The organism is Shinella sp. GW835-FHT14H05 (assembly GCF_058793575.1).
In genome coordinates this window covers 231,445-255,737 of the sequence record NZ_JBXAFY010000002.1, presented here as the reverse complement: position 1 = coordinate 255,737, position 24,293 = coordinate 231,445, and the positions used below count along the sequence as shown (strand labels likewise).

The 24,293-nt window shown below is 63.8% G+C and carries 25 protein-coding genes; 20 read left to right on the top strand and 5 right to left on the bottom strand.

Going from position 1 to position 24,293, the window contains the following annotated elements; genetic code table 11:
* The first annotated feature begins 1 nt into the window (after position 1).
* Positions 2-1,543, top strand: a complete 1,542-nt coding sequence (locus tag AC1Q6Z_RS08615) for a SpoVR family protein (protein ID WP_492647460.1) — start codon at positions 2-4, stop codon at positions 1,541-1,543.
* 1 nt (position 1,544) lies between these two features.
* Here AC1Q6Z_RS08615 and AC1Q6Z_RS08610 read toward each other — a convergent pair whose 3' ends face one another.
* Positions 1,545-2,294, bottom strand: a complete 750-nt coding sequence (locus AC1Q6Z_RS08610; RefSeq protein ID WP_492647459.1) for an SDR family oxidoreductase — start codon at positions 2,292-2,294, stop codon at positions 1,545-1,547.
* Positions 2,295-2,406: 112 nt separating this feature from the next.
* On the opposite strand from AC1Q6Z_RS08610, the gene AC1Q6Z_RS08605 reads away from it, so the two are divergent.
* The 4 genes from AC1Q6Z_RS08605 (at position 2,407) to AC1Q6Z_RS08590 (ending at position 6,501) form a co-directional block, all read left to right on the top strand.
* Positions 2,407-3,312, top strand: coding sequence for a LysR family transcriptional regulator (locus AC1Q6Z_RS08605; protein WP_492647458.1), 906 nt, complete (start codon positions 2,407-2,409; stop codon positions 3,310-3,312).
* 147 nt (positions 3,313-3,459) lie between these two features.
* Positions 3,460-4,377, top strand: coding sequence for an alpha/beta fold hydrolase (locus tag AC1Q6Z_RS08600; protein ID WP_492647457.1), 918 nt, complete (start codon positions 3,460-3,462; stop codon positions 4,375-4,377).
* A gap of 174 nt (positions 4,378-4,551) precedes the next feature.
* On the top strand, positions 4,552-5,460 hold the full coding sequence (gene ppk2 / locus AC1Q6Z_RS08595) for a polyphosphate kinase 2 (protein WP_435264805.1): 909 nt from the start codon (positions 4,552-4,554) through the stop codon (positions 5,458-5,460).
* 33 nt (positions 5,461-5,493) lie between these two features.
* On the top strand, positions 5,494-6,501 hold the full coding sequence (locus AC1Q6Z_RS08590; RefSeq protein ID WP_492647456.1) for a CorA family divalent cation transporter: 1,008 nt from the start codon (positions 5,494-5,496) through the stop codon (positions 6,499-6,501).
* Positions 6,502-6,510: 9 nt separating this feature from the next.
* On the opposite strand, the gene AC1Q6Z_RS08585 is transcribed toward AC1Q6Z_RS08590, so the two are convergent.
* Entirely contained in the window at positions 6,511-6,819 is a 309-nt protein-coding gene (locus tag AC1Q6Z_RS08585; protein WP_256114694.1) for a ribbon-helix-helix domain-containing protein, read from the bottom strand.
* A gap of 213 nt (positions 6,820-7,032) precedes the next feature.
* On the opposite strand from AC1Q6Z_RS08585, the gene AC1Q6Z_RS08580 reads away from it, so the two are divergent.
* The 4 genes from AC1Q6Z_RS08580 to AC1Q6Z_RS08565 all read left to right on the top strand — a co-directional run bounded on the left by AC1Q6Z_RS08580 (position 7,033) and on the right by AC1Q6Z_RS08565 (position 10,171).
* Positions 7,033-7,428: a VOC family protein gene (locus AC1Q6Z_RS08580; RefSeq protein ID WP_492647455.1), complete on the top strand. Its 396-nt coding sequence runs from the start codon at positions 7,033-7,035 to the stop codon at positions 7,426-7,428.
* A gap of 57 nt (positions 7,429-7,485) precedes the next feature.
* Positions 7,486-8,016, top strand: coding sequence for a gluconate 2-dehydrogenase subunit 3 family protein (locus AC1Q6Z_RS08575; protein ID WP_439615285.1), 531 nt, complete (start codon positions 7,486-7,488; stop codon positions 8,014-8,016).
* Positions 8,017-8,093: 77 nt separating this feature from the next.
* Entirely contained in the window at positions 8,094-9,665 is a 1,572-nt protein-coding gene (locus tag AC1Q6Z_RS08570) for a GMC family oxidoreductase (protein ID WP_492647454.1), read from the top strand.
* Between the two features lie 131 nt (positions 9,666-9,796).
* Positions 9,797-10,171 (top strand): c-type cytochrome, encoded by a 375-nt coding sequence (locus AC1Q6Z_RS08565; RefSeq protein WP_492647453.1) that lies wholly within the window; start codon positions 9,797-9,799, stop codon positions 10,169-10,171.
* Between the two features lie 48 nt (positions 10,172-10,219).
* Here AC1Q6Z_RS08565 and AC1Q6Z_RS08560 read toward each other — a convergent pair whose 3' ends face one another.
* The gene (locus tag AC1Q6Z_RS08560; protein WP_492647452.1) at positions 10,220-10,930 is read right to left on the bottom strand and encodes a GntR family transcriptional regulator; all 711 of its coding nucleotides are present in this window, start codon (positions 10,928-10,930) and stop codon (positions 10,220-10,222) included.
* A 151-nt stretch (positions 10,931-11,081) separates the two neighbouring features.
* On the opposite strand from AC1Q6Z_RS08560, the gene AC1Q6Z_RS08555 reads away from it, so the two are divergent.
* The 11 genes from AC1Q6Z_RS08555 to AC1Q6Z_RS08505 all read left to right on the top strand — a co-directional run bounded on the left by AC1Q6Z_RS08555 (position 11,082) and on the right by AC1Q6Z_RS08505 (position 22,772).
* Positions 11,082-12,074, top strand: a complete 993-nt coding sequence (locus tag AC1Q6Z_RS08555) for a substrate-binding domain-containing protein (RefSeq protein WP_256114686.1) — start codon at positions 11,082-11,084, stop codon at positions 12,072-12,074.
* A 78-nt stretch (positions 12,075-12,152) separates the two neighbouring features.
* Positions 12,153-13,652 carry a sugar ABC transporter ATP-binding protein gene (locus tag AC1Q6Z_RS08550; protein ID WP_492647451.1) on the top strand — a complete coding sequence of 500 codons (1,500 nt, stop codon included), beginning with the start codon at positions 12,153-12,155 and terminating at the stop codon, positions 13,650-13,652.
* 2 nt (positions 13,653-13,654) lie between these two features.
* A complete protein-coding gene (locus AC1Q6Z_RS08545; protein ID WP_492647450.1) occupies positions 13,655-14,644 on the top strand; it encodes an ABC transporter permease in 990 nt (329 codons plus the stop codon).
* A 38-nt stretch (positions 14,645-14,682) separates the two neighbouring features.
* Positions 14,683-15,675, top strand: coding sequence for an NAD(P)-dependent alcohol dehydrogenase (locus tag AC1Q6Z_RS08540; RefSeq protein ID WP_492647449.1), 993 nt, complete (start codon positions 14,683-14,685; stop codon positions 15,673-15,675).
* Positions 15,672-16,601: an SMP-30/gluconolactonase/LRE family protein gene (locus AC1Q6Z_RS08535; protein ID WP_439615279.1), complete on the top strand. Its 930-nt coding sequence runs from the start codon at positions 15,672-15,674 to the stop codon at positions 16,599-16,601. The genes AC1Q6Z_RS08540 and AC1Q6Z_RS08535 overlap by 4 nt, the downstream gene beginning before the upstream one ends.
* Positions 16,598-17,383 (top strand): SDR family NAD(P)-dependent oxidoreductase, encoded by a 786-nt coding sequence (locus AC1Q6Z_RS08530; RefSeq protein WP_492647448.1) that lies wholly within the window; start codon positions 16,598-16,600, stop codon positions 17,381-17,383. Before AC1Q6Z_RS08535 ends, AC1Q6Z_RS08530 begins: the two co-directional genes overlap by 4 nt.
* Positions 17,384-17,395: 12 nt before the next feature.
* A complete protein-coding gene (locus tag AC1Q6Z_RS08525) occupies positions 17,396-18,580 on the top strand; it encodes an AGE family epimerase/isomerase (protein WP_492647447.1) in 1,185 nt (394 codons plus the stop codon).
* A gap of 110 nt (positions 18,581-18,690) precedes the next feature.
* The gene (locus AC1Q6Z_RS08520) at positions 18,691-19,671 is read left to right on the top strand and encodes a sugar ABC transporter substrate-binding protein (protein ID WP_492647446.1); all 981 of its coding nucleotides are present in this window, start codon (positions 18,691-18,693) and stop codon (positions 19,669-19,671) included.
* 61 nt (positions 19,672-19,732) lie between these two features.
* Positions 19,733-20,704 (top strand): ABC transporter permease, encoded by a 972-nt coding sequence (locus AC1Q6Z_RS08515; RefSeq protein ID WP_492647445.1) that lies wholly within the window; start codon positions 19,733-19,735, stop codon positions 20,702-20,704.
* A 4-nt stretch (positions 20,705-20,708) separates the two neighbouring features.
* A complete protein-coding gene (locus tag AC1Q6Z_RS08510) occupies positions 20,709-21,473 on the top strand; it encodes an ATP-binding cassette domain-containing protein (RefSeq protein WP_492647444.1) in 765 nt (254 codons plus the stop codon).
* Between the two features lie 51 nt (positions 21,474-21,524).
* Positions 21,525-22,772, top strand: a complete 1,248-nt coding sequence (locus AC1Q6Z_RS08505; protein ID WP_492647443.1) for an enolase C-terminal domain-like protein — start codon at positions 21,525-21,527, stop codon at positions 22,770-22,772.
* A gap of 25 nt (positions 22,773-22,797) precedes the next feature.
* Here the strand turns inward: AC1Q6Z_RS08505 and AC1Q6Z_RS08500 are convergent, their stop codons facing one another.
* The gene (locus AC1Q6Z_RS08500) at positions 22,798-23,178 is read right to left on the bottom strand and encodes a cupin domain-containing protein (RefSeq protein WP_492647442.1); all 381 of its coding nucleotides are present in this window, start codon (positions 23,176-23,178) and stop codon (positions 22,798-22,800) included.
* An 11-nt stretch (positions 23,179-23,189) separates the two neighbouring features.
* Positions 23,190-24,254, bottom strand: coding sequence for an SDR family oxidoreductase (locus AC1Q6Z_RS08495; RefSeq protein ID WP_492647441.1), 1,065 nt, complete (start codon positions 24,252-24,254; stop codon positions 23,190-23,192).
* Positions 24,255-24,293: the final 39 nt, after the last annotated feature.

Here is a 24,293-nt window from a genome sequence, read left to right as displayed (position 1 = left end):
GATGGCAAAAGAGCCGGCTTCCAACCTGCTATTCGAAGGTTCCGAGTGGAACTTCACGACGCTTTCGCGCGCCTATGAAGCAATCAAGGAAATCGCCATCGGCGAGATGGGGCTTGACGTCTATCCCAACCAGATCGAGGTCATCTCCTCCGAGCAGATGCTCGATGCCTATTCGTCGGTCGGCATGCCGCTGATGTATCAGCACTGGTCGTTCGGCAAGCGCTTCGTCTTCGAAAACGAGCTCTACCGCAAGGGCCGCCGCGGGCTCGCCTATGAACTGGTGATCAATTCCAACCCCTGCATCACCTATCTGATGGACGAAAACACCATGCCGATGCAGGCGCTGGTGACCGCGCATGCCTCTTTCGGCCACAACCATTTCTTCAAGAACAACTACCTGTTCCGGCAGTGGACGGATGCCGGCGCGATCCTCGGCTATATGGACTTCGCCAAGAAATACATCGCCAAATGCGAAGAGCGGCACGGCCTTGCTGCCGTGGAGGAAATCCTCGATTCGGCGCATGCCCTGATGGACCAGGGCGTCTTCCACTATCGCCGGCCACCGCGGCTTTCATCGGAAAAGGTCAGGGAGCGGGCGCGCGAACGGCTGGAATACGAGGAGCAGACCTATAGCGACCTCTGGCGCACCCTGCCGACGGCGACCGGCAGCGTCGGTGTGGAGGAGGCCGAGCGCGAAGCCGGGGAGCGCAAGAAGGTGTTGAACCTTCCCGAGGAGAACCTGCTCTATTTCCTGGAGAAGCACAGCATCATCCTGGAACCCTGGCAAAGGGAAATCCTCCGGATCGTCCGTGTCATCGCCCAGTATTTCTATCCGCAGGGCCAGACCAAGGTGATGAACGAAGGGTGCGCGACCTATGTGCACTATACCATCATCAACCGGCTGTTCGACCAGGGCCGGATGAGCGAGGGTGCCATGCTGGAACTGCTGGCAAGCCACGCCAATGTCGTCTTCCAGCCGAACTTCGACGATCCCCGTTTTTCCGGCATCAATCCCTATGCGCTCGGTTTTGCGATGATGCAGGACATCGAGCGCATCTGCACGGCGCCGACGGCGGAGGATCGCGACTGGTTTCCCAACATTGCCGGCAATGGCGACTGCATGGGCACGCTGAAAGACGCCTGGGAGAACCACCGCGACGAATCCTTCATCCTGCAATATCTGAGCCCGGCGCTGATCCGGAAATTCCGCCTGTTCCAGCTCTCCGACCGCTCGGCCGACACGTTTTGCGAAGTCGCCTCCATCCACGACGAACGGGGTTATTCCGCCGTGCGCGCCGGCCTTGCGCGCAACTATGATCCGGGCGCGAACCGCCCGGATATCCAGGTCATCGATGTCGACCTGCTCGGCGACCGGCAGCTTCGCCTGCGCCACCGCATCAAGAACGGCATTCTGCTCGACGAAGGCCGGCGCGACGCGACGCTGACCCATATCCGCCGGCTCTGGGGCTATGATGTCAGCCTCGCCGGCGTCGACGATGCGACCGACCGGGTCGTCTACGAGTGCTCCTCGAAGGTATCGTGACTCACAGCGTTCCCATGCCGCCGTCGATCATGATCTCGCTGCCAATGGTGTAAGCGGCTTCATCAGAGGCGAGGAAGACCACGGCCTTGGCGATCTCCGAGGGCGTGCCGAAGCGGCCGGCCGGGACCAGGCCCTTGATGCTCTCGGCAACGTTCTTGAGGTCCGCCTCGTTGAAGCCGAGCTTGTCGTAAAGCGGCGTCAAGATGGGGCCGGGGCTGACGGCGTTGACGCGGATGCCGCGGCCGATCAACTCGCCGGACAGCGTGCGGATCAGCGATTGCAGCGCGGCCTTCGAGGCGGCGTAGACGCTGGAATTCGGCATGCCGATATGGGCATTGACCGAGGTGTTGAGCACGATCGACGCCGGGTTGGCGAGGATCGGCAGCAGCGCCTGCACCAGGAAATAAGGGCCTTTTACATTGATGTCGAAGACGCGGTCGAAAGCGGCTTCGTCCCAGGCGTCGACGGGCTTCAGCAGCGCGACGCCGGCATTGACGAAGAGGATGTCGAGGCCGCCGAAGGCCTCCTTGATGGTTGCCGCAACCTGCTTCTGGCCGTCGACATCGGCGGCGTCCGCCCGGATCACCAGCGCGCCATCGCCGAGTTCCTTGCGGGCGGCCTCCAGCGTTTCCGGATTGGTGCCGGTGACGGCGACGCGTGCGCCTTCCGCCAGGAATTGCCGCGCCGTTTCCAGCCCGATGCCGCTGGTGCCGCCGGTGATGAGGGCGCGTTTGCCGTTGAGCCTGTCCATGATCGTTGTTCCTTCGAGGAATGTTGCTGTTTTGCTGAAGACGAATATGGCGCAGGCTGCGCGTTCGCACTACAATGCCAAAGGCAAATCTATTTTCCGGAAAAACCGAACGATGAAACTCGACGGCATAACAAGTTTCGTGGCGGTCGCCGAAGCGGGCTCCATCAGCGAGGCGGCGCGCACGCTGCGGCTTTCGAAATCGGTGGTGAGCGAAAGGCTGGCGGAGCTGGAGCGAAGCCTCGGCGCAACGCTGCTCCACCGCACCACGCGGCGGATGTCGGTAACGGAGGATGGCGCCGCCTTCCTCGAACGCGCCACCCGCATCCTCAGGGAGGTCTCGGAAGCGGCGACGGATCTCGCCGAACGGCGCGGCACGCTTGCCGGCCCGATGCGCATTTCGGCGCCCGTCACCTTCGGCCGGCTGCATCTCGGGCCGGCGCTCTTTCCCTTCCTGGCGGCCAATCCGAAAATCGAAATGTCACTCGATCTCGACGACCGCCGTGTCGACATCGCATCGGGTGCCTATGACGGCGTGGTGCGCCACGGCACGATCGACGATTCCCGCCTGATGGTGTGGCGGCTTGCGCCGAGCCGCCGCGTGCTGGTCGCCTCCGGCGACTATCTCGCCAGCCACGGCACACCGGCAACGACGGCCGAACTCGACGGGCACAAGGGCGTCTTCTACACGAACCGCGGCGTGGCGGACTGGCGTTTCGCGACGGCTGACGGCATCGAGATCGTCCGGGCACGGGTGGGCTTGCGGGTCAACAATGGCGACATGCTGCGCGACGCGGCGGTCGCCGGCCTCGGCATTGCGCTGCTGCCGCTGTTCATTGCCGGGCCGGATATTCGCGCCGGCAACCTGAAGCTCATCGATGTCGGCGTGCGGCCGAGCCCGGAATTCATCTACCTCGCGCATCCGGAAGGGCGCCGCTCGTCCGTCAAGCTTCGCGCGCTCGCGGACCATCTCAAGGCGGCCTTTGGCGATCCGCCCTATTGGGAGGAGGGGGCGGGCTGACATGCGGCCCGATTGTTCGGTAAAACCGGAAGCGAGATCCGCCGTTGGTTGGCTAATTCGAACGACGGTTCGGTGATAGTCATGCTTCACCAACGGGCTGAAAGCGGCGGTCGATCGGATCGCCTTCCCGCTAGGTGGGAGACCAAAATGTTGAAAACCATCCTTGCCTTGGGACTGCTCGCCTTCGCCGCACCTGCCGGCGCCGAGGTCCCCGCCTTTTCGGCTTCCTTCAAGACGCAGGAGATCACCACCAATGGCGCAACCATCCATGTCCGCTTGGGCGGCGTGGGGCCGGCCGTGGTCCTGCTGCACGGTTACGGCGAGACCGGCGACATGTGGGCGCCGATGGCGGCCGATCTTGCCCGCGACCATACGGTGATCGTGCCGGACCTGCGCGGCCTCGGCCTTTCCTCCAAGCCCGACGGCGGCTTCGACAAGAAGACCCAGGCCGGCGACGTTGCCGGCGTGCTCGATGCGCTGAAGGTCGAAGAGATCGACCTGGTGACCCACGACATCGGCAACATGGTGGGCTTCGCCTTCGCCGCCGCGCATCCCGAGCGGACGAAACGCTTCGTGCTGATTGACGCGCCCGTACCCGGTGTTGGCCCCTGGGAAGAGATCCTGAAGAACCCGCTGCTCTGGCATTTCCGTTTCGGCGGGCCGGACATGGAGCGTCTCGTTGCCGGCCGCGAACGCATCTATCTCGATCGCTTCTGGAACGAGTTCTCGGCAACGCCCGCCCGCTTCACCGAGACGTCGCGCGAGCATTATGCCAAGCTTTATGCCCTGCCGGGTGCCATGCATTCGGGCTTCGCGCAGTTCGCGGCCTTCGACCAGGACGCGGCCGACAACCGGGCCTTCCTGGCCGCCGGCGGCAAGCTTGCGATGCCGGTGCTGGCGATCGGCGGCGAGAAGTCGTTCGGGCCGATGATGGCAACCGTGATGCGGGCTGCCGCCAGCGATGTGACCGAAGGTGTGGTGCCGGATTCTGGCCACTGGATCATGGAAGAAAACCCCGAAGCCACGACGAAAATGGTCCGGGCGTTTCTCGACAAGGCAAACTGATCCTGGGCGGAAAATGAACTGTCCTTCGACCTCCGCCCGGCCGGGCGGGGGTTTTGCGGCGCACTGTCACAAAAACATCATGCGGGCTTCCTAATAAGTTCTGGTGGCGGGATAAGACCGGTCGATCGACTGGCTTGGTGACCTGCCGCGCGTCCGGGCAAATGGATTCCGATCATGTTCGAAAACGATCATCTGAGCCGCATCAAGGCAGAAATCGCCGACAGCTTCGACGAGGAGCTGGAAATGCAGATGGAAGAGGAGCAGCTGGACGCGCTCGTCTCCGAGGGCATGTCCGAACCCGCGCCGCAGACCATCGAGCGGCGCATCTATTTCCGCGAGCTGTTCCGTCTCCAGCATGAGCTGGTGAAGTTGCAGGACTGGGTGCAGCACAACAAGCTGAAGGTCGTGGTGCTGTTCGAGGGCCGCGATTCCGCCGGCAAGGGCGGCGCCATCAAGCGCGTGACCCAGCGCCTCAACCCGCGCGTCTGCCGCGTCGTGGCCCTGCCGGCGCCGACCGAGCGCGAGCGCAACCAATGGTATTTCCAGCGTTACGCCGCCCATCTGCCGAGCGCCGGTGAAATGGTGTTGTTCGACCGCTCCTGGTACAACCGCGCCGGCGTCGAACGCGTCATGGGCTTCTGCAACGCGGAAGAGCTTGAAGAGTTCTTCCGCTCGGTGCCGGAATTCGAGCGCATGCTCGTGCGCTCCGGCATCATCCTCATCAAATACTGGTTCTCGATCACCGACGACGAGCAGGAATTCCGCTTCCGCATGCGTATCCACGATCCGCTGAAGCAGTGGAAGCTCTCGCCGATGGACCTGGAAAGCCGCGTCCACTGGGAGGATTACACCAAGGCCAAGGAAGAGATGCTGGAGCGGACCCACATTCCCGAGGCTCCCTGGTGGATCGTCGAGGCGGTGGACAAGAAGAAGGCGCGGCTGAACTGCATCGCCCATCTCCTGACGCAGGTTCCCTATCAGGACGTGCCCAAGGCCCCGATCGAGCTGCCGGAACGCGTGCGCAACGACAACTATATCCGCCATTCCCCGCCGGACGACATGTATGTGCCGGAGGTCTACTGACATACCGGCAAGGACACGGATGGAGCATTTTATTTGAATCTCCTCCCTGAGATGGACAAAGAGCACCCGCCGGGCCTCATCGGCGCCTGGCGGGCGCGTCCCGGCGAGCGCGTCGTGCCGCTTGCGCCCCAGGACATCGGTTCCGCGCTTGGCGCGGAAGACGGCTGGATCTGGCTGCATGTCGATCTCGTAGACCAGCGCATGCAGGGCTGGCTTGGCGGCCATTGCCCCTTGCCCGCGGCCGCGCGCGCCATCCTCGACGGACATGACGAAAGCCTTGTGCTCGGCCAGGAGGCCGGCACGCTGCACGGCGTCGTCGCCGACATGCAGATGGACATGGACCGCATGTCGACCACGATCGGCCGCATGCATTTCGCGCTCACCGACCGGCTGCTCGTCACCGGCCGGCGGCATCCGCTGGAGGCGGTGGACCGGGTGCGGCGATCCTTCGCCGAAGGTTTTTCGCCTGCAACGGCCTGCGAGCTTTTCGAGGGCATCGTCGCGGCCTTTTGCAAGAACACCAATCTCAGGCTCAACGAGGCGACCCGGCTGCTCGACGCGGTGGAAGACCGCATCGTGACGGAGCGGCTGAGCGACGAGCGCCGCAGCCTCAAGGAAGTCCGCCGGCTGGCGGTGTCGCTGCATCGCCCGGTCGCCGGCATGGTGGCGCTGTTCGAGGAGGAGGACCGCGAGGACTGGGCACTCTCCGAGGCGACCCATGCCGTGCTGCACCGGCTTTCGCTGCGGCTTGAACGGCTCGACCGCGAAATCGTCATGGTCAACGACCGCGCCCGCCTGCTGCAAGAAGAGATGGCGGCGGAACTGGCCGACGAATCGAACCGTAGCCTGCGGGCGATGGCGGTGATGAGCGCGCTGCTGCTCCCCGGCACGCTGGTCGTCGGCGTGTTCGGCATGAACACGGCCGGATTGCCGTTCAGCGTGGGTGAATCCGGATTCGGCTGGGCGATGGCGCTCGGCGTCGGCGCCACCGCGCTGTTCTACTGGCTGCTGCGCCGTGCCGGCATCAGCCTGCGGTTCTGACCGTTCCGTCTACTCGGCGGCGACGATGTGGAATTCCCGTGCGCCGTCGCATTTCTTCGCGCCACCCATGATGTAGATGAGACAGCTCGTGCGCAGCAGCGAGGCGAAATTCGATACGGAACCGTTGATTTCCAACGCCTCGTCGTAAAGCGTCGAGAGGAAGCGGGATGTCGACTGACCCTGGCCTATGGCCATCTCGTCGATCAGGTCCCAGAAGGCCGCTTCGATCTGGATGCTCGTCGAATGGCCGCCGATCCGCACCGAGCGGTTGACAGGCCGATAGCGTTGCGGGTCCTGGCCCGCAAAGACCTCACACATGGTTTATCCTCCAGTCTTGTTTTTATACAGGCGATTATGCGGCGGCCCTTGAATTTGGTCAAATCATCCTGTGTCGCGATAAAACAAGAAAAATCCTTCGCATAAAACTCCAGAAATGAAAAACGACGTGCGGTAATGGGCTGCTACCCATGCCCGTGATTCCGGGCGCAATCTTCCCTTCACAAGTCGAACTGCAAGCAGGGGAAGGGCAGCGTGGCAAAGTCCATTCATTCGATGATCCGTGTTCTGGATGAAGACCGGTCCGTGGATTTCTACAACAAGGCCTTCGGGCTCGCGGTCGCCGACAGGCTCGACTTTGAGACCTTCACGCTCGTCTACATGAGCAATGCCGAAAGCGAATTCGAACTCGAACTGACGATCAACAAGGGCCGCACCGAAGCCTACAATCTCGGCGACGGCTACGGCCATCTCGCTGTGTCGGTTTCCGACCTCGACGGCGAGCACGCCCGCATCTCCGGGCTCGGCTTCACCACCGGCAAGATCGTCGAGTTCAACCGCGACGGCGGCCTGCTTGCCCGCTTCTTCTTCGTGACGGACCCGGACGGCTACAGGATCGAGGTCCTGCAACGGCACGGCCGCTTCAAATGAACGGGCTGGCGGCCGGAGGAGGGCCGCCGGTCTCAAACGCAATGGGAGGAACCTGACATGACGACGATCTACGAGCAGCGCCCGGGACTTTCCCGCCGCGAGCTTTTGAAGCGCGGCACGATCGGCGCCGCACTCATCATCTCCGGCAGGGCGGTGATCAGCCCCGACAAGGCCTGGGGCATGGAGACGACGGCGCTGAAGCCGGAAACGATGGCGACGCTGATCAAGCTCGCCCGTGATATCTATCCGCACGATACGGTCGCAGACCGCTTCTACGCCATCGCGGTGAAGGGCCACGACACCAAGGCCGGCACGGACGCTGCGCACAAGGAGCTGATCGAGGCGGGCATTGCCGATCTCGACAAGCGGGCGGGCGAGGGCGGTTATCGCGGTCTCGGCTGGGAGGATGATCGCGTGAAAATCCTGCACGACATCGAGAGCACACCCTTCTTCCAGGCGGTGCGCGGCGACCTCGTCGTCTCCTTCTATAACCAGAAGGAGCTCTGGCCGCATTTCGGCTACGAGGGCGAATCCTATTCCAAGGGCGGTTACATCGCCCGCGGCTTCGACGACATCGAATGGCTTTGACGGCGGTCTGACGGTCCGCGCCGGAGGAGGCGCGACCGCGGCTTTGACGCCGACCGCACATGTTTCGGGAGGAAACCATGGCAGCTCCTTATGATCTCAACGACGACAGCGTGGTCGTCATCATCGGCTCGGGCGCCGGTGGCGGTACGCTGGGCAATGAACTGGCGCAGAAGGGCATCGATGTCGTCGTGCTCGAAGCCGGTGCACGCATCGAACACGAAGACTTCATCAACGACGAGTGGGACAGCTTTTCCCAGCTCGCCTGGCTCGACCACCGCACGACCGGCGGCGGCTGGCGCGTCTCGAAGGATTTTCCCAACCTTCCGGCCTGGATCGTCAAGGCCGTCGGCGGCACCACGACGCACTGGGCGGGCGCCTCGCTGCGCTTCCAGGAGCATGAGTTCAAGACGCTCACCAACTACGGCAAGGTCGAGGGCGCCAACCTGCTGGACTGGCCGGTGACGCTCGCCGAGCTGGAGCCTTACTACGCCAAGGCCGAAGACAAGATGGGCGTGACCCGCACCAACGGCATCGAGGGCCTGCCCGGCAACAACAACTTCAAGATCCTGAAGGCCGGCGCCGAGAAGCTCGGCTACAAGGAATGCCACACCGGCAACATGGCGATCAACTCGGCCGACCGCGACGACCGCATGAGCTGTCAGCAGACCGGCTTCTGTTTCCAGGGCTGCAAATGGGGCGCCAAATGGTCGACGCTCTACACGGAAATTCCGAAGGGCGAGGCGACCGGCCGGCTGGAAGTGCGGCCCAATTCCCACGTCGTCAAGATCGAGCATGACGATAGTGGCAAGGTGACGGCGGTTGTCTATGCCGACAAGGATGGCAAGCTGCAGAGCCAGAAGGCCCGCATCATCTGCGTCGCCGGCAACTCCATCGAAAGCCCGCGCCTGCTGCTCAATTCCGCATCGAGCAAATATCCGGATGGGCTTGCCAACTCCTCCGGCCAGGTCGGCAAGAACTATATGCGCCACACGACGGGCTCGGTCTATGCCGTGTTCGAAAAGCCGGTGCATTTCTACCGCGGCACCACCATGGCCGGCATCGTCCGCGACGAGGCGAAACACGACCCCTCACGCGGCTTTGTCGGCGGCTACGAGCTGGAGACGCTGGCGCTCGGCGTGCCGTTCATGGCGGCCTTCCTCGATCCCGGCGGCTGGGGCCGCACCTTCGCCTCCGCCATGGACAGCTATGCCAACATGGCGGGCCTCTGGATCGTCGGCGAGGATATGCCGCAGGAACAGAATGCCGTAAAACTGCATGGCGAACTGAAGGACAAATACGGCATGCCGATCCCGGATGTCTGGTTCACCGACCATCCGAACGACGTCGCCATGCGCAACCACGCCTACAAGCAGGGCGAGGCGCTCTATGCGGCGGTCGGCGCGACACGCAGTTTCCCGACGCCGCCCTATCCTTCGACGCACAATCTCGGCACCAACCGCATGAGCGAGAAGGCGCAGGATGGCGTCGTCAACAAATGGGGCCAGACGCACGACATTAAGAACCTGTTCGTCTCGGATGGCAGCCAGTTCACGACGGGGGCGGCGGAAAACCCGACGCTGACCATCGTCACGCTCGCCATCCGCCAGGCCGACTACATTGCCAAGGAGATGGGGGCCGGCTCGATCTGAGGTTTACCGCGATCCTCCCCGGTCGCCTCCGGGCGGCCGGTGATCGCGTGCGGCTCCATCGAGCCGTGCCACCTCTGGCCGGCTTCGGCCGGCCACCTTTTGCCGTCCTTCCACGCGGAGCCTATCGCTGCATGAGAATAATCGCCGTCCTCGCGGGCCTCGCCTTGCCCTTCGCCGCCCATGCCGCGGAAGGATCAGCGGAAGCGGGCGCCGTCGTCTTCAAGAAATGCACCGCCTGCCACAGCGCCGACAAGCCGATGAACAAGGTCGGCCCGCATCTCGTCGGCATCGTCGACCGCCCCGCCGCCTCGCTTGCCGACTACGGCAAATATTCCGACGCGATGAAGGCGGCTGCGGCCGGAGGCCTGAAATGGGACGAGGCAACGCTCGCCGCCTATCTCGCCGGCCCCAGGAAGATGATCCCCAAGACACGCATGGCCTTCACCGGCCTGAAAGCCGGTGACGCGGCCGACGTCATCGCCTATCTCAAATCCCTTGAGCCGTAGCTGCCGGCAGCGGCGCAGGCATCGCGAAAACGGCCAGCCGGGAAAGTCTCATGACTGTCCTGCGGGCGGCGGGTCTTCGGCTTTTGCTTCGTTCTGCTCGAAATAGGGCGCGAACAGCCTTCCAAGTTCGCTGAGGTCCAGCATGACGCGCCGCAGGTGCAGCTGCATGATCTCGCGGGCCTTGTCCGTGTCACGGGCCATCACCGCCTCCAGCACGCCCTGGTGATCCTGCACAAGCTGGTCGAGCTGGCCGGCCTGCACCGACAGGCGGCGCACGCGGTCCATGTGTTTCTTGGCGTCGGAGATGAAGCTCCAGACGCCTTCGCGGCCGGCCAGGCTGCAATAAAGCGCGTGCATGCGTTCGTCGCATTCGAAGAAGAGGTCGGGATTGTCCTCGACGATGGCCAGTTCCTGTTCCTCGATGGCCTGGCGGATGCCGAGCAGGATGCGCCGGTTCGATTGCTGGGCGGCTTCCGCGACGATGGCCAGCTCCAGCTGCTCGCGCACGAACTGCGCCGTGCGCACGGCATCCATGCGGATGGGGGCGACCACGACGCCTGCCCGCGAACGCAGATCCACCAGCCCTTCCGCACTCAGCCGCGATAGCGCCTCGCGCACGGGCGTGCGGCTGACGCCCAGGAGATCGGCCAGCGCATGTTCGCCGATCGGTTCGTTCGGCTTCAGTTCCAGCCCGATGATCTTTCGCGAGAGCGTGCGGTAGCAATGCTCCGCCGCCGAGATTTTCGTGTCACGCGCCATTCCGCCCCCGTCTTTTGTTTTCTTGCATGCAAATCGCCTTGCAATGCACGATAGCCTGAAAAATATGGATTTTCCACTCATACATAGGTCGACGCTTGACCGCCTCAAAAATCTTGCATACAAGAATGCAAAGACATCTGGGAGGATATCGATGACCAACCGCATCAGGCTACGGCCCGCTGCTTTGCGGGTTTTTGCTTCTGCCGCACTCGCGGTTCTCATGGCCGGCGCGGCCGGCGCGCAGGAACTGACGATCGGCGCGCTCTATCTCGACGCGCAGGGTTTTTATGGCGGGATCAAGAAGGGTATCGAGGCGGGTGCGGGCGATTCAAGCGTTCGCCTGCTCGGGCAGAACAGCCAGGGCGATGCCGCCAAGGAGGCGCAGTTCGCCTCCACACTGATCGCCTCGAAGGTCAGCGCGATCATCATGTCGCCGGTTTCCGCGACGGCCTCCGTGCCGGTGGTCAAGCAGGCCTCCGAGGCCGGCATTCCGGTCATCTGCTACAACACCTGCGTCAACGACGAGGACGCCAAGAAATACGTCAAGGCGCTGGTCACCACCGACCAGTTCAAACTCGGTTATGATGTCGGCCTCGTCGCCGGCGATTATTTCAAGGGCAAGGGCATCGACAAGCCCCGCTTTGGCATCCTGAATTGCGACGTCTACGAGGCGTGCGTGCAGCGCAAGGCCGGCTTCAAAAAGGCGGTCGAGGAGACGGTGCCGGGCGTCGAATGGGCGGCCGATCAGGCCGGTTTCGAGCCGGGCAAGTCGACGGAAACCGCGACGACCATGCTGACCGGCGACACGGCGATCAATGCCATGTTCGCCACTACCGACAATGGCACGATCGGCGCCATTCAGGGCATCATGGCCTCGGGCCGCCAGGGTCAGGCCGTCGTCTTCGGCAATGATATCAGCGTGCAGCTCGCACAGTACCTGATCAATGCGCCGGAAACCCTGATCGCCACGAACGGACAGCAGCCGCAGCAGATGGGCAAGGACTCTGTCGCCATGGCGCTTAAGGCCATCAAGGGCGAGGCGATCGACACCTATCTCACCATCGTGCCGACCGAGATGTTCCTGTCATCGGATCCCGACAAGGTGAAGGCCTGGCTTGAAGCCCGGCCCGACGGCATCCCCTGAGACGCCATAGGCGCCTCGGACTGGGGGCCGCTGCCTGGGTCGCGGCCCTCCTTTTCCAACCTGAACGGCATGGCTTCCATGACTGAACCGCTCGTCCAGATGCGTGGCATATCGAAGTCGTATCCCGGCGTCGTTGCACTTCGCGACGTGGATTTCGCCATCGGCCGCGGTGAGGTCCGCGCGCTGCTCGGCAAGAACGGCGCTGGAAAATCGACGCTGGTGAAGATCCTTGCCGGCGTCGAGCGGCCGGATGAGGGATCGATCCTGATGGATGGCGCTGCGGTCGCCTTGCGCACGCCGATGGACGGCATCAAGGCCGGAATCGCCACCGTGCACCAAGAATTGAGCGTCGTTCCCGAACTTTCGATTGCGGAAAACGTCTTTCTGGGCCGTTGGCCGAAGCGCGGCGGCAGTGTCGATTGGCGGACGATGGAACGTGAGGCGCATGCGGCGCTCGAAGTGCTCGGCCTCGATCTCGATCCACGCCAACCCGTTGCGCGCATATCCGTGGCGCAGCGCCAGCTTGTCGAGATCGCGCGGGCTCTGCGCCAAGGCGCGCGGTTGCTGATCCTCGATGAGCCGACGAGTTCGCTGGTCGCGCAGGAGGCGGAAACCTTGATCCGGGTGGTGCGCCGGCTGGCGGAGCAGGGTACGAGCGTCATCTATATTTCGCACCGCATGGACGAGATCCGGCGGGTGGCCCATTCCCTCACCATCATGCGTGACGGCCGTCACATCGCGACGACAGCCGTCGGCGATGTGACGAACCGCCAGATCGTCGAGATGCTGCTGGGCAGTACACAGGCCGAGGGCGAGGCCGTACGCTCCGCCCCCGCCAAACGCAGCCCGCTGCTCTCGATCCGCGGCCTCCAGGTCGCTCCGCGCATCCAGGATGCGAGCTTCGAGATCCGTGCCGGCGAGGTGCTCGGCATTGCCGGCGTGCTGGGCTCGGGGCGCACGGAGCTTTTGCAGGCGATTGCCGGACTTCGGACCATAGACAGCGGCTCGATGACGCTCTCCGGCTGCGATTTCAGATCGGCGAGCCTGCGCGATGCGCGGGCGAACGGCATCTTCATGACGCCGGAGGATCGTCGCGGCGAGGGTGCCGTGATGATGCTCGGCATCGACGAAAACCTCGTCATGGCGAGTTGGGGTTCGGTGTCGCGCGGCGGAGTGATCGACCGGGCGGCGATGCGCGAGAAGGTCACTGCCTCGATCCGCGCGCTCGGCATCAAGCTCGCCCATCCAAGCGAGCCGCTTGGCAATCTCAGCGGCGGCAACCAGCAGAAGGTCGTCATCGGCAAGGCGCTGAATGCCGCACCGCGCATCCTGCTGCTCGACGAGCCGACGCGCGGCGTCGATATCGGCGCAAAGCGCCAGATCTACCAGCTGATGCGCAAGGCCGCGGAGGAGGGGCTCGCCGTGGTCTTCGTCTCCGGCGAGATCGAGGAATTCTGCGAGGTCTGCGACCGCGTGCTCATCCTGCGCGGCGGCGGCATCACGGCCGAGGTGGAAGGCGAGGCGATCCGCACGGAGACGCTGAGCGAGCTGACCACCGGCGAACAGGGAGTGCATTGAGAATGGCCGAAACCCGATCCGAACTCTACCAGAAGTTCGACCTGCGCCACTTCCTGAGCGGCCGCGCCAACGAGATCGGATTGCTGGCCGCAATCCTCGTGCTTTATGCCTTCCTCGCGGTCTTCGCCTCCAATTTCTTGACGCTGCCGAACCAGCTCAACATCCTGCGCGACGCCGCTTTCGTCGGCATCATCGCCTGGGGTATGACGCTGGTTCTGATCAGCGGCGAGATCGACATTTCCGTCGGCCCGCATGTCGCCTTTGCCGGCGTGCTGCTGGCGTCGCTGGCGCAATCCGGCGTGCCGCTTCCCGTCGCCGCATTGGCGGTCGTGGTTCTCGGCGCCTTGATCGGCTGCTTCACCGGCTTCCTGCGCGCCTTCTTCGACGTGCCGAGCTTCATCGTCACGCTGGCGCTGTGGCTGGGCTTGCGTGGCACGGCGCAGGTCATGTCGGACGCCGTGCCCATCGTCATCATGGATTTCAGCTTCCAGCGTTTTGGCGCGGGGTCGTTGCTGGGTATCCCAGCGCCCGCGATCATCATGCTGGTGCTGTTCGCCGTCTTCAGCTTCGTCGCGACACGCACGGTGTTCGGCCGCAGCGTTTACGCGGTCGGCGGCAATGCAGAGGCCGCGCGCCTCTCGGCCATCCCGGTTGCGCGCATCCGCATTCTCGTCTTCGCCATTACCGGCGCGCTGGCAGCCCTGACGGGCATCCTGATGGCAAGCCGTCTCGGCTCGGGCAACAGCGGTGCGGCCTCGGGCCTGGAATTCGACATTATCGCCGCGGTCGTGGTGGGCGGCACCAGCCTGTTCGGCGGCCGCGGCACGATGCTCGGCACGCTCTTCGGCGTGATCTTCATCGCCGCCCTCGTCAACGGCCTCGTGCTGCTCGGCGTCGATCCGTTCGCGCAGGGCATTGTGCGCGGCGTCGTCATCCTCGTCGCCGTCATGGTCAACATCATCAGCATCAAGCGCATGCGGGGGCGGATGTGAACGCGCTCTTCCCAAAACCCAACCGGGCGGCCGTACTCATGGCACCTAACGTGGTCGAGATGCAGGACTGGCCGGAGCCGGTCGCAGGCCCGAACGACGTGCTGGTGGAGATCGCCGCCGTCGGCGTCTGCGGCTCGGACGTTCACTATTTCCGCCATGGCCGCATCGGCAATCTCGTCTGCGATCGCCCGATCGTGCTCGGGCACGAAGCAGCCGGCACCGTGGTCGCCACAGGGGTCGAGGTGCGGCATCTGAAGCCGGGCAACCGCGTGACGCTGGAGCCGCAGCGCCCTTGCGGCCACTGCGCGCAATGCTGGTCCGGCGCCTACAATCTCTGCCCCGACGTCGTCTTCCTGGCGACGCCGCCCTATCACGGTGCCTTCGCCCGCCGCGTGGTCAATCCGGCCGATTTCACTTTCGCGATCCCGGATAGCCTATCCTTCGAAGAGGCGGCGCTGATCGAGCCGCTCGCCGTCGGCCTCTGGGCGACGGAGCGCCTCGCCATGAAGCCCGGCAGCTCCGTGCTGATCATCGGCGCCGGCCCGATCGGCCTGCTGGCCGGGCAAGCGGCGGCGGCACGGGGCGCCACGCGCATCATCCTCTCCGACATCAACCCGGCGCGCATCGGCCTCGTCAGCCGTTTCCCTCGTTTCGAAGCGCATGATGCGGCGGCCGATCCGCTCTACGGGACGATCGCCGAGGTGGACAGCGTCATCGAATGCAGCGGGGCACCGAATGCTGTCACACGCGCCCTGCCACGCATCCGCCGGCGCGGCGGTCTCGCGCTTGTCGGCATCAACCCGACGGGCGCTTCCTCGATCGATTTCTGGCCGGCCATGGAGCGGGAACTGTCGATCCATGGCGTCTTCCGCTATGCCGGCGTCTATCCGCGGGCGATCGAACTGGCGGCAAGCGGGCTGGTGGACCTGCAATCGGTCATCACGCACCGCTTCAGCCTGGAAGAGACGGCAGCCGCGCTGACGAATGCCAGCGAAGACATGTCGTCGATCAAATCCGTGGTGCTGCCGTGAGTTATGCGGTTTCCCTTATTTTCGATGCGAAGGACATTGTCGGCGAGAGCATCATCTGGTCGAAAGGCGAGAAGGCGCTGTACTGGGTCGACATCGTCGGAAAGCGCATCCACCGGCTGGAGCCGGCAAACATGCGCCACGACACCTGGCCGACACCTGATTTCGTGACATCGATCGGCCTGCGGGCGGATGGCGGTTTCATCATCGGCCTGCGCCGCACCGTCTGCCTTTGGACGCCTGGCGGCACCTTCGAGGAGTTCGCCGTGCCGGAACCGGACCTGCCGGAGAACCGGCTGAACGAAGGCCGCGTCGCGCCGGACGGCTCGTTCTGGGTCGCGACCATGCAAAGCAATCTCCTCGCGGACGGCACACCGAAGGACATGGACCGCAAGTCCGGCGCCGTTTATCGCATCGCTCCGGATGCGCAGGTCTCGCGGCTGACGCCGAACGAATACGGCATCACCAACACGATGGGTTGGACGCGGGATAACCGCTTCTTCTTCGCCGATACGCTGGCGAATGAAATCTACCTGTTCGACTACGACCAGGCTACGCAGCGGATCGGCAACCGGCGGACCATCGTTGCCGGATTCGCACGTGGCTTGCCAGACGGCTCCTGCCTCGACGCGAACGACAACCTCTGGAACTGCCGCGTCGCCGGCGGTGCGGCGGTCGCGGGCTTCGATGGTGAGGGGCGCCCCATCGGCCTGATCGAGCTGCCGGCAAGCTGGCCGACGAGTTGCACCTTCGGCGGTGAGGCTCTTTCCACGCTCTACGTTACCTCTGCTCGCTTCAACATGACGGACGCCCATCTCGCAGCGTATCCGCTGGAGGGCGGGCTCTTTGCGGTCGAGGAGGTAGGGCAGGGCGTTGCCGAGCCGCGGTTCGGCGCGGCCGCAGATGCATATCGGGAGACAACAGGATGACGGAATTCAACGGCAAAAGCATCGTCGTTACCGGCGGCAGCCTCGGCATGGGCCGCGCCTGTGCCGGGCGTTTTGCGGCGGGCGGCGGCAAAGTGATGATCGTGGCGAACGACAAAGCCTCAGTCGATGAGGCGGTTGCCGCGATCGGCGCCAATGCTGCGGGTTTCGTCGGCGATGTGCGCAACGAGACCGACATGCGGGCGGCGGTCGCGGCCGCGGTGTCGCAACACGGCGGCGTCGATGTGCTCGCCTGCTGCGCTGGCATCCAGCGTTACGGCACGGTGGTCGATACGCCGGTGGACGTCTGGGACGACGTGCTCGACATCAACCTCAAGGGCATCTTCCTCGCCGCGAAATTCGCCATTCCCGAGATGAAGAAACGCGGCGGTGGCGCAATCGTCGCAATCTCCTCCGTACAGGCCTATGCCTCGCAGACCGGCGTCGCCGCATATACGGCGAGCAAGGGCGCGATCAACGCGCTGGTGCGCGCCATGGCGCTCGACCACGCGGACGACAACATCACCGTCAACGCCGTCTGCCCCGCTTCCATCGACACACCGATGCTGCGCTGGGCGGCCGATCTCTGGAAGGGCGAGGGTACGGCAGAGGCGACGCTCGACGCCTGGGGCCGGGGCCATCCGCTCGGCCGCGTCGGCAAGGCGTCCGAAGTTGCCGAGCTGGTCGCCTTCCTCGCCAGCGACAAGGCCCGCTTCATCACGGGCGCCGACGTCAAGATCGACGGCGGCGTCCTCTCCAAGCTCGGCATCATCATCCCAGATTGACCGGAGGCCGCCATGAAACCGTTTCCCGATTTTCGCTCGAAAACGTTCCTGCTCGGCCATATGCGCGAGATCATGGATTTCTACCATCCGATCTGCCTGAATACGGAAGACGGCGGCTATTACAACGAATACTGCGACGACGGCTTCATCACCGATCGCAAGACGCAGCACCTCGTCTCGACCACGCGTTTCATCTTCAACTATGTGACCGCAGCGATCTTGTTCAAGCGACAGGACTTTGCGGAGGCCGCGGCGCACGGCGTCAGATATCTCGACGAGGTCCACCGCGACCCGGAGCACGGTGGTTATTTCTGGCTGATGCATGGCCGCGAGGTGGTGGACACGACGAAACATTGTTACGGCCACGCCTTCGTCCTGCTCGCCTATGCCTCGGCGATGAAGGCAGGCATTGCCGGCATGGCGGAAAGGGTGGCGGAAACCTGGGACCTGCTGGAGAACCGTTTCTGGGAGCCGGAACGCGAACTCTACAAGGACGAGATCAGCCGTGACTGGCAGACGGTCTCGCGCTATCGCGGCCAGAACGCCAACATGCACATGACCGAGGCGATGCTGGCGGCCTATGAGGCGACCGGCGAGGTGCGTTATCTCGACCGCGCCGAAACGCTGGCCCGGCGCATCTGCGTGGAACTTGCCGCCACCGCGCAGGGTGTCGTCTGGGAGCACTATGGCGAGGACTGGTCGGTCGACTGGGACTACAATAAGGACGATCCCAAGCACCTCTTCCGCCCCTACGGCTACCTGCCTGGCCACATGACGGAATGGACGAAACTGCTGCTAATTCTGGAGCGTTATCGTGCGCGCGACTGGATCCTGCCGCAGGCGATCCTGCTCTACGAGACGGCGCTGGCGAAGAGTGCCGATCTCGAATTCGGCGGCATGCATTACAGCTACGGCCCGGACGGCAAGCTCTACGATCTCGACAAATATCACTGGGTCCATTGCGAAACGGTGGCGGCCGCGGCCGGCCTTGCCGAACGGACGGGCCAGGAGCGCTACTGGCAGGATTACGACCGGCTCTGGCGCTACAGCTGGCGCCATCTGGTCGATCACAATTACGGCTGCTGGTTCCGCATCCTCTCGCCTGATGGCGTGAAGCAGAGCGACATCAAGAGCCCGCCCGGCAAGACGGACTACCACCCCTTCGGCGCCTGCTACGAAATCCTCCGCGTGCTGTAGGAGGCGCGCTAGCGCGCGATCGGCTTACGCAACAGCCTGCCGCGCCACGCGCTCCGCAGCAGGCATCATCCCGAGAGCGCCTGGTGAAGAAAACCTGGGAGGGAATTGAAATGATGAAGAGATCGCTGGCCGCACTGGCCCTTGGCGTGGCGTGTTTGGTGGCAGGGACTGCCATGGCGCAGGAGAAGCCGAAATTCGTCTACCTGACTCAGACGGGCATCGACAACAGCTTCTGGCAGTCAATCAAGAAGGGCATGGACGACGCCTGCGCCCAGTTCGAGGCGGAGTGCCAGCTCATCTTCACCACGCCGAACGGCGACCTGCAAAAGCACCTGCAGAACCTCGATACCGTCGTCGAGCAGGGCGTGGACGGCATCGTCACCGTCATCGTCAATGACGACCTCTATGACGAAACGATCAAGAAGGCGGTCGACAAGGGCATTCCGGTCATCACCGCCAATGTCGATGACAGCCAGGGGGCCGCCGGCAATGCGCGCAATGCCTTCGTCGGGCAGGACCTCTTCGAGGCCGGCTACGTGCTGATGAAGGGGCTCTATGCAAAAATCCCCGCGGACCAGCCGCTGCATGCGCTGCTCGGCCTTTCGCGGCCGGGAGAAAGCTGGGCGGAGGCGCGCATCGGCGGCGCGAAGAAGTTCCTCGACGAGGTGAAGGCCGCCGAGCCGAACCGGCAGATCAGCTATGAGGTGATCGACAGTTCCAATGACATCTCGGTCACCGCTTCGCGCATCTGCCAATATGTCCAGGGCAAGCCCGAGACCAATGCCTATGTCGACGCCGGCTTCTGGGGTGCGGGTGCCGGCGAATGCCTGCGTGACCTTGGCATCAAGCCCGGTCAGTTGCACATGGCGACGTTCGACCTGGTGCCCGTCGTGCTCGACGAGATGAAGAAGGGTTACGTCGACATCACCATCGATCAGCAGCCCTATTACCAGGGCTACCTGCCGATCCTCCAGCTCGCGATGATGAAGAAGTTCGGCCTCAGCGCCTTCGACGTCAACACCGGCAAGGCGGTGGTGGAGCCGAAGGACCTGGAGCAGGTCGAAAAATTCATGTCGATGGGCGTGCGCTGAGCCAGTCCTTTTCATGCCCTCCCGTCCCTTGGGCGGGAGGCCCTTTTCGAGGCCAGAGAGTATGAAACCCAGTGTCCGCAACCTGATGGCGCGGCCGGAAATGGCAGCGCTGCTGATCTTCCTCGCGCTGCTCGTCGTGTTCAGCGTGTTGAACAACCGGTTCTTCACGACCGGCAACATGACCGTCTATCTGCAGCCGATCCCGGAAATCGCGATCGTCGCGATGGGCATCACCATCCTGATCATCGCCGGGGAGTTCGACCTTTCCGTCGGTTCCGTCTTCGGCCTGTCGCCGATGGTGACGGTGCTGTTGATGCAGAACGGCTGGCCGACGGCGGCAGCGATCCTGGTCGGTCTGCTGATCGCCGCGCTGATCGGCTTCGGCAATGGCCTGATCACGCTGAAGCTCAAGATCCCGTCCTTCATCGCGACGCTCGGCATGCTGTTCATGGCGCGCAGCCTCGCGGTCGTGCTGGCAGGCGGCTTTCCGCCGATCTTCCCGCGCGAACTCAACGTGTCTTGGCTGGTCGGGCGGCTCGATCTTGGGCTCGTCACGCCGCGTGTCTCGCTGCTCTATATGATCGCGATTGCGTTGGTGCTGGGCTTCGTGCTGCGCCGCATGGATTTCGGCCACTGGATTTTTGCGACCGGAGGTCATCCGCAGGCGGCGCGCGACATGGGCATCAAGACCGAGCGGGTGAAGATGGCCTGTTTCATGCTCTGCGCCACGCTCGCCGGCTTTGCCGGCATCATCCAGAGTTTTCGCGTCAAGGTGATCGTACCGAACCTCGGCACGGGCCTCGAAATGCAGGCGATTGCCGCGGCCGTCATTGGCGGTGTGGCTCTCACCGGTGGGGTCGGCTCCATCCTGGGCGCGGTCGTCGGCACACTGCTGATCGCGATGATCGAGAACATCCTCATCCTCAGCGGCGTCAACGCCAACTGGTTCATGTTCGCCGTCGGCGCCATGATCGTGGTGGCGGTCGTCCTCAACACGCAGACCCGGCTAAAAGCCGAGGGCATGAAGGGGTAAGACCATGAACGTAGCTGCAAATCCGGCCCCGGCCGTCGAAGAACCCATCATCAAATGCGTCGGCCTGCAAAAATGGTACGGCGCGGTGCATGCCCTGAAGAATGTCGATTTCCATGCCGCGCGCGGCGAGGTGATCGGCCTCGTCGGGGACAACGGCGCCGGCAAGTCGACGCTGATCAAGATCCTGTCGGGCGTTCACACGCAGGACAAGGGCGAAATCTTCATCGAGGGCCGAAGCGTTTCCATCACCGGCCCGGAAGTTGCGATGGGCCTCGGCATCGAGACTATCTACCAATACACGGCCATGGTGCCGGAAATGTCGATCGCGCAGAACTTCTTCATCGGCCGCGAGCCGCTGAAATTCGGCCGTCCCGGCTTCGGCATCGTCGATCGGGAGAAGATGGCGCGCGAGGCCATGGAGGGTCTTCGCGGCGTGAGCCTGCATCTCCGCGGCGCCGACACGCCGGTCAAAGCCTTGTCGGGCGGCCAGCGCCAGGGGGTGGCGATCGCGCGGGCCATGCATTTCCGCTCGAAGGTACTGATCCTCGACGAGCCTACCAACCACCTCTCGGTTAAGGAGACCAACAAGGTGCTGGACCATGTCGTGGAGCTGAAGGGGCTCGGCGTCACCTCGATCTTCATCAGCCACAACCTGCATCACATCCACCCGATTTCCGACCGCATCGTCGCAATGGCGCGGGGCGAGAAGATCGCCGATCTGCCCGCCAGCGAGATCAGCGTCGACGAGATGACCCGGATGATCAGCTAGCCGGCGCCACGCCCGGCCGTTCCCAACAGAAAGACTGCATTGGAGCCTCCCATGAAGCGACCGAAAATCACCGATATCCGCGCTACCACCGTCACCGTGCCGCTGGAGGCGCCGCTGCGCCATTCCAACGGCGCGCATTGGGGGCGGTTCGTGCGCACCATCGTTGAGGTGGAGACGGATGTCGGGATCGTCGGCCTCGGCGAGATGGGCGGCGGTGGGGAGAGCGCTGAAGCGGCATTCCGCGCGCTGAAACCCTATCTCGTCGGGCATGATCCCTTCGAGCTGGAAAACCTCCGCTTCATGATCTGCAACCCGACCGCCAGCCTATACAACAACCGCACGCAGATGCATGCGGCGATCGAGTTCGCGTGTCTCGACATTATGGGCAAATTCCTCGGCGTGCCGGTCTACGACATCCTTGGCGGCAAGATGCGCGATGTGGTGCCCTTCGCCAGCTATATGTTCTTCCGCTTGCCCAACAAGGATACCGGCGAGGGCGAGACGCGCACGGCCGACCAGCTCATCGAGCAGACGCTCGCCTTGAAGAAAAAGTGCGGCTTCACCACGCACAAGCTGAAGAGCGGCGTCTTCCCACCTGACTACGAACTGGAGGTTTTTCGCGCCTGGGCGAAGGCGCTCGGACCCGACAGCGTTCGTTATGACCCTAACGCCGCCTTCAGCGTCGAGGAGGCGATCCGCTTCGCCAAGGGCATCGAGGACCTCAACAACGACTATTACGAGGACCCGACCTGGGGCCTGAACGGCATGCGCCGGGTGCGCGAGAACACAAGCATGCCGCTTGCCACCAATACAGTGGTAATCAACTTCGAGCAGCTTGCCGCCAACATACTCAATCCCGCGGTCGACGTTATCCTGCTCGATACGACCTTCTGGGGCGGCATCCGGCCCTGCGTCAAGGCTGCGGGCGTCTGTGAGACCTTCCAGCTCGGCATCGCCGTACATTCGTCTGGCGAGCTCGGCATCCAGCTCGCCACCATGCTGCATCTCGGCGCGGTGCTGCCGAACCTCGTCTTCCACGCGGACGCCCATTATCACCAACTCACCGACGACATCATTATCGGCGGGCCGATGCGCTATGAGAACGGAGCCATCAAGGTGCCGACCGCGCCGGGGCTCGGCGTCGAGCTCGACCGCGACAAGCTCGGGAAATATGCCGACCTGCACAAGACGCTCGGCGGCTATCCCTATGACCGCGACCCGTCGCGTCCCGGCTGGTTCTCCGTCGTCCCGAACACCAAATGGGCGGATCCGAACGACAACCGTGTCGTCGCCTATTGAGGCGCCGACACGCCTCATTGCGGCCTCACAAGGGCAGGGGCTGGTTTGCGCTCTGTTTGAACTCGACCGTGACGAAGACGAGCGGCTCGGTGCCGATGTTCTCCAGGTCGTGGATCATCGATTGGCCGGCGTCGAAGGTGAAGTGTTTCGTCTCGCCGGCGGTATAGGTGGCCTCGGCGATGCGGCCGTCGCCGTAGTGGCTGCGCGCCCGGCCGGGCACCAGCGCCGTCCAGAAATAGTTCAGCACATGGCGGTGGAATCCGAGGCGTTCGCCCGGGGGAATATGGAGATGCCAGATGCGCAGCGTCTCGGTCTCCGAAACCAGTTTTCCGCCGACGCGGCCGTTTTGCTGGTTGGCGGTGAATTCCTCGGTCAGGGCCTTTGGCCAGGTCTCGAATGCGTCCATCGTGTGTTCCTCTAGTTCTGGAGCGGCGGGATGAGCCGCTTGGCCTGGAGCTGGCCGATCTTCTCGATCAACGTCGCCTCGGTCGACCGGATTTCATGGCAGCCGTGGATGCGCAGCTTGGTGAGATCGGAGACGACATCGAAGCCGGTGTGGAAAACCCAGTCGCCGAAACTCCACGGGATGGCGTCTTCGTAGCGGGCGGGGGTCAGGGAATAGCGCTCCGTCATCGCCGACCACAGGGGGCCTTTGTCGCGCATGTGATCCACGAGGCGGATCGACAGGGGCGGGCCGATTTCCAGACCGTAGTGATCGGCAAGCGCTGTCCAGAGCTGGTCCCAGCGGAAGAGATCGCCGTTCGTGACGTTGTACGCCTGGCCCGCGGCAATCGGCGCCGTTGCCGCCCAAATGCTGACGCGGGCGAGAAGATCGGCGTCCGTCGCCTGCATCAGCACGCCGTAGCAGGCGGCCGAACCCGGAAAGCGGAACGGGACTTCGAGCTCCCGGCAGATCGCGGCATAGGCACCGATGACCATGGCGAGGTTCAGCGACTTGCCGCCGATGGCGCCGAGCACGACGTCCGGGCGTAGCAGCGAATAGGTCCAGCCATGCCGCGCGCAATATCCCGCCAGCGTGTCTTCGAGATCGTAGTAGAAGTTCGGCGGCATGTGGCGCGGATCGTCTTCGCGCATCGGCGTCTTCACCGGCCCGAGATGCAGGCCATAGACCTTGCCGCCCTGGAACAGCACCACCCGCTCGATCGGCGCCCCGGCACCAGCCAGTCCGTCCAGCAGGTTCGCCAGCATCGCCGCATTGTGGCGGGCTTCCTGCGCGAGGTCGCGGTCCGGCACATAGGCCGCGTAGAAGACATGCGTCACATCGGAGAGGGCCTCACGATGGGTTGCAAGCGAGGCCGGATCGGCAAGGTCGGCCGCAATCCACGGAACGCCGGACATGAAGGCCGGGGCCTCGTTGCGCGCTGTTCCCACCACGCTCCAATCGGAACAGGTTTCGAGATAGCGGACGACGGCGTGACCGATCACACCGCTTGCACCGACGACGAGCGCCTTCTTCGACATGGTTTCCTCCGGACGATTGTGCTTCGCCAAAAGCACAGC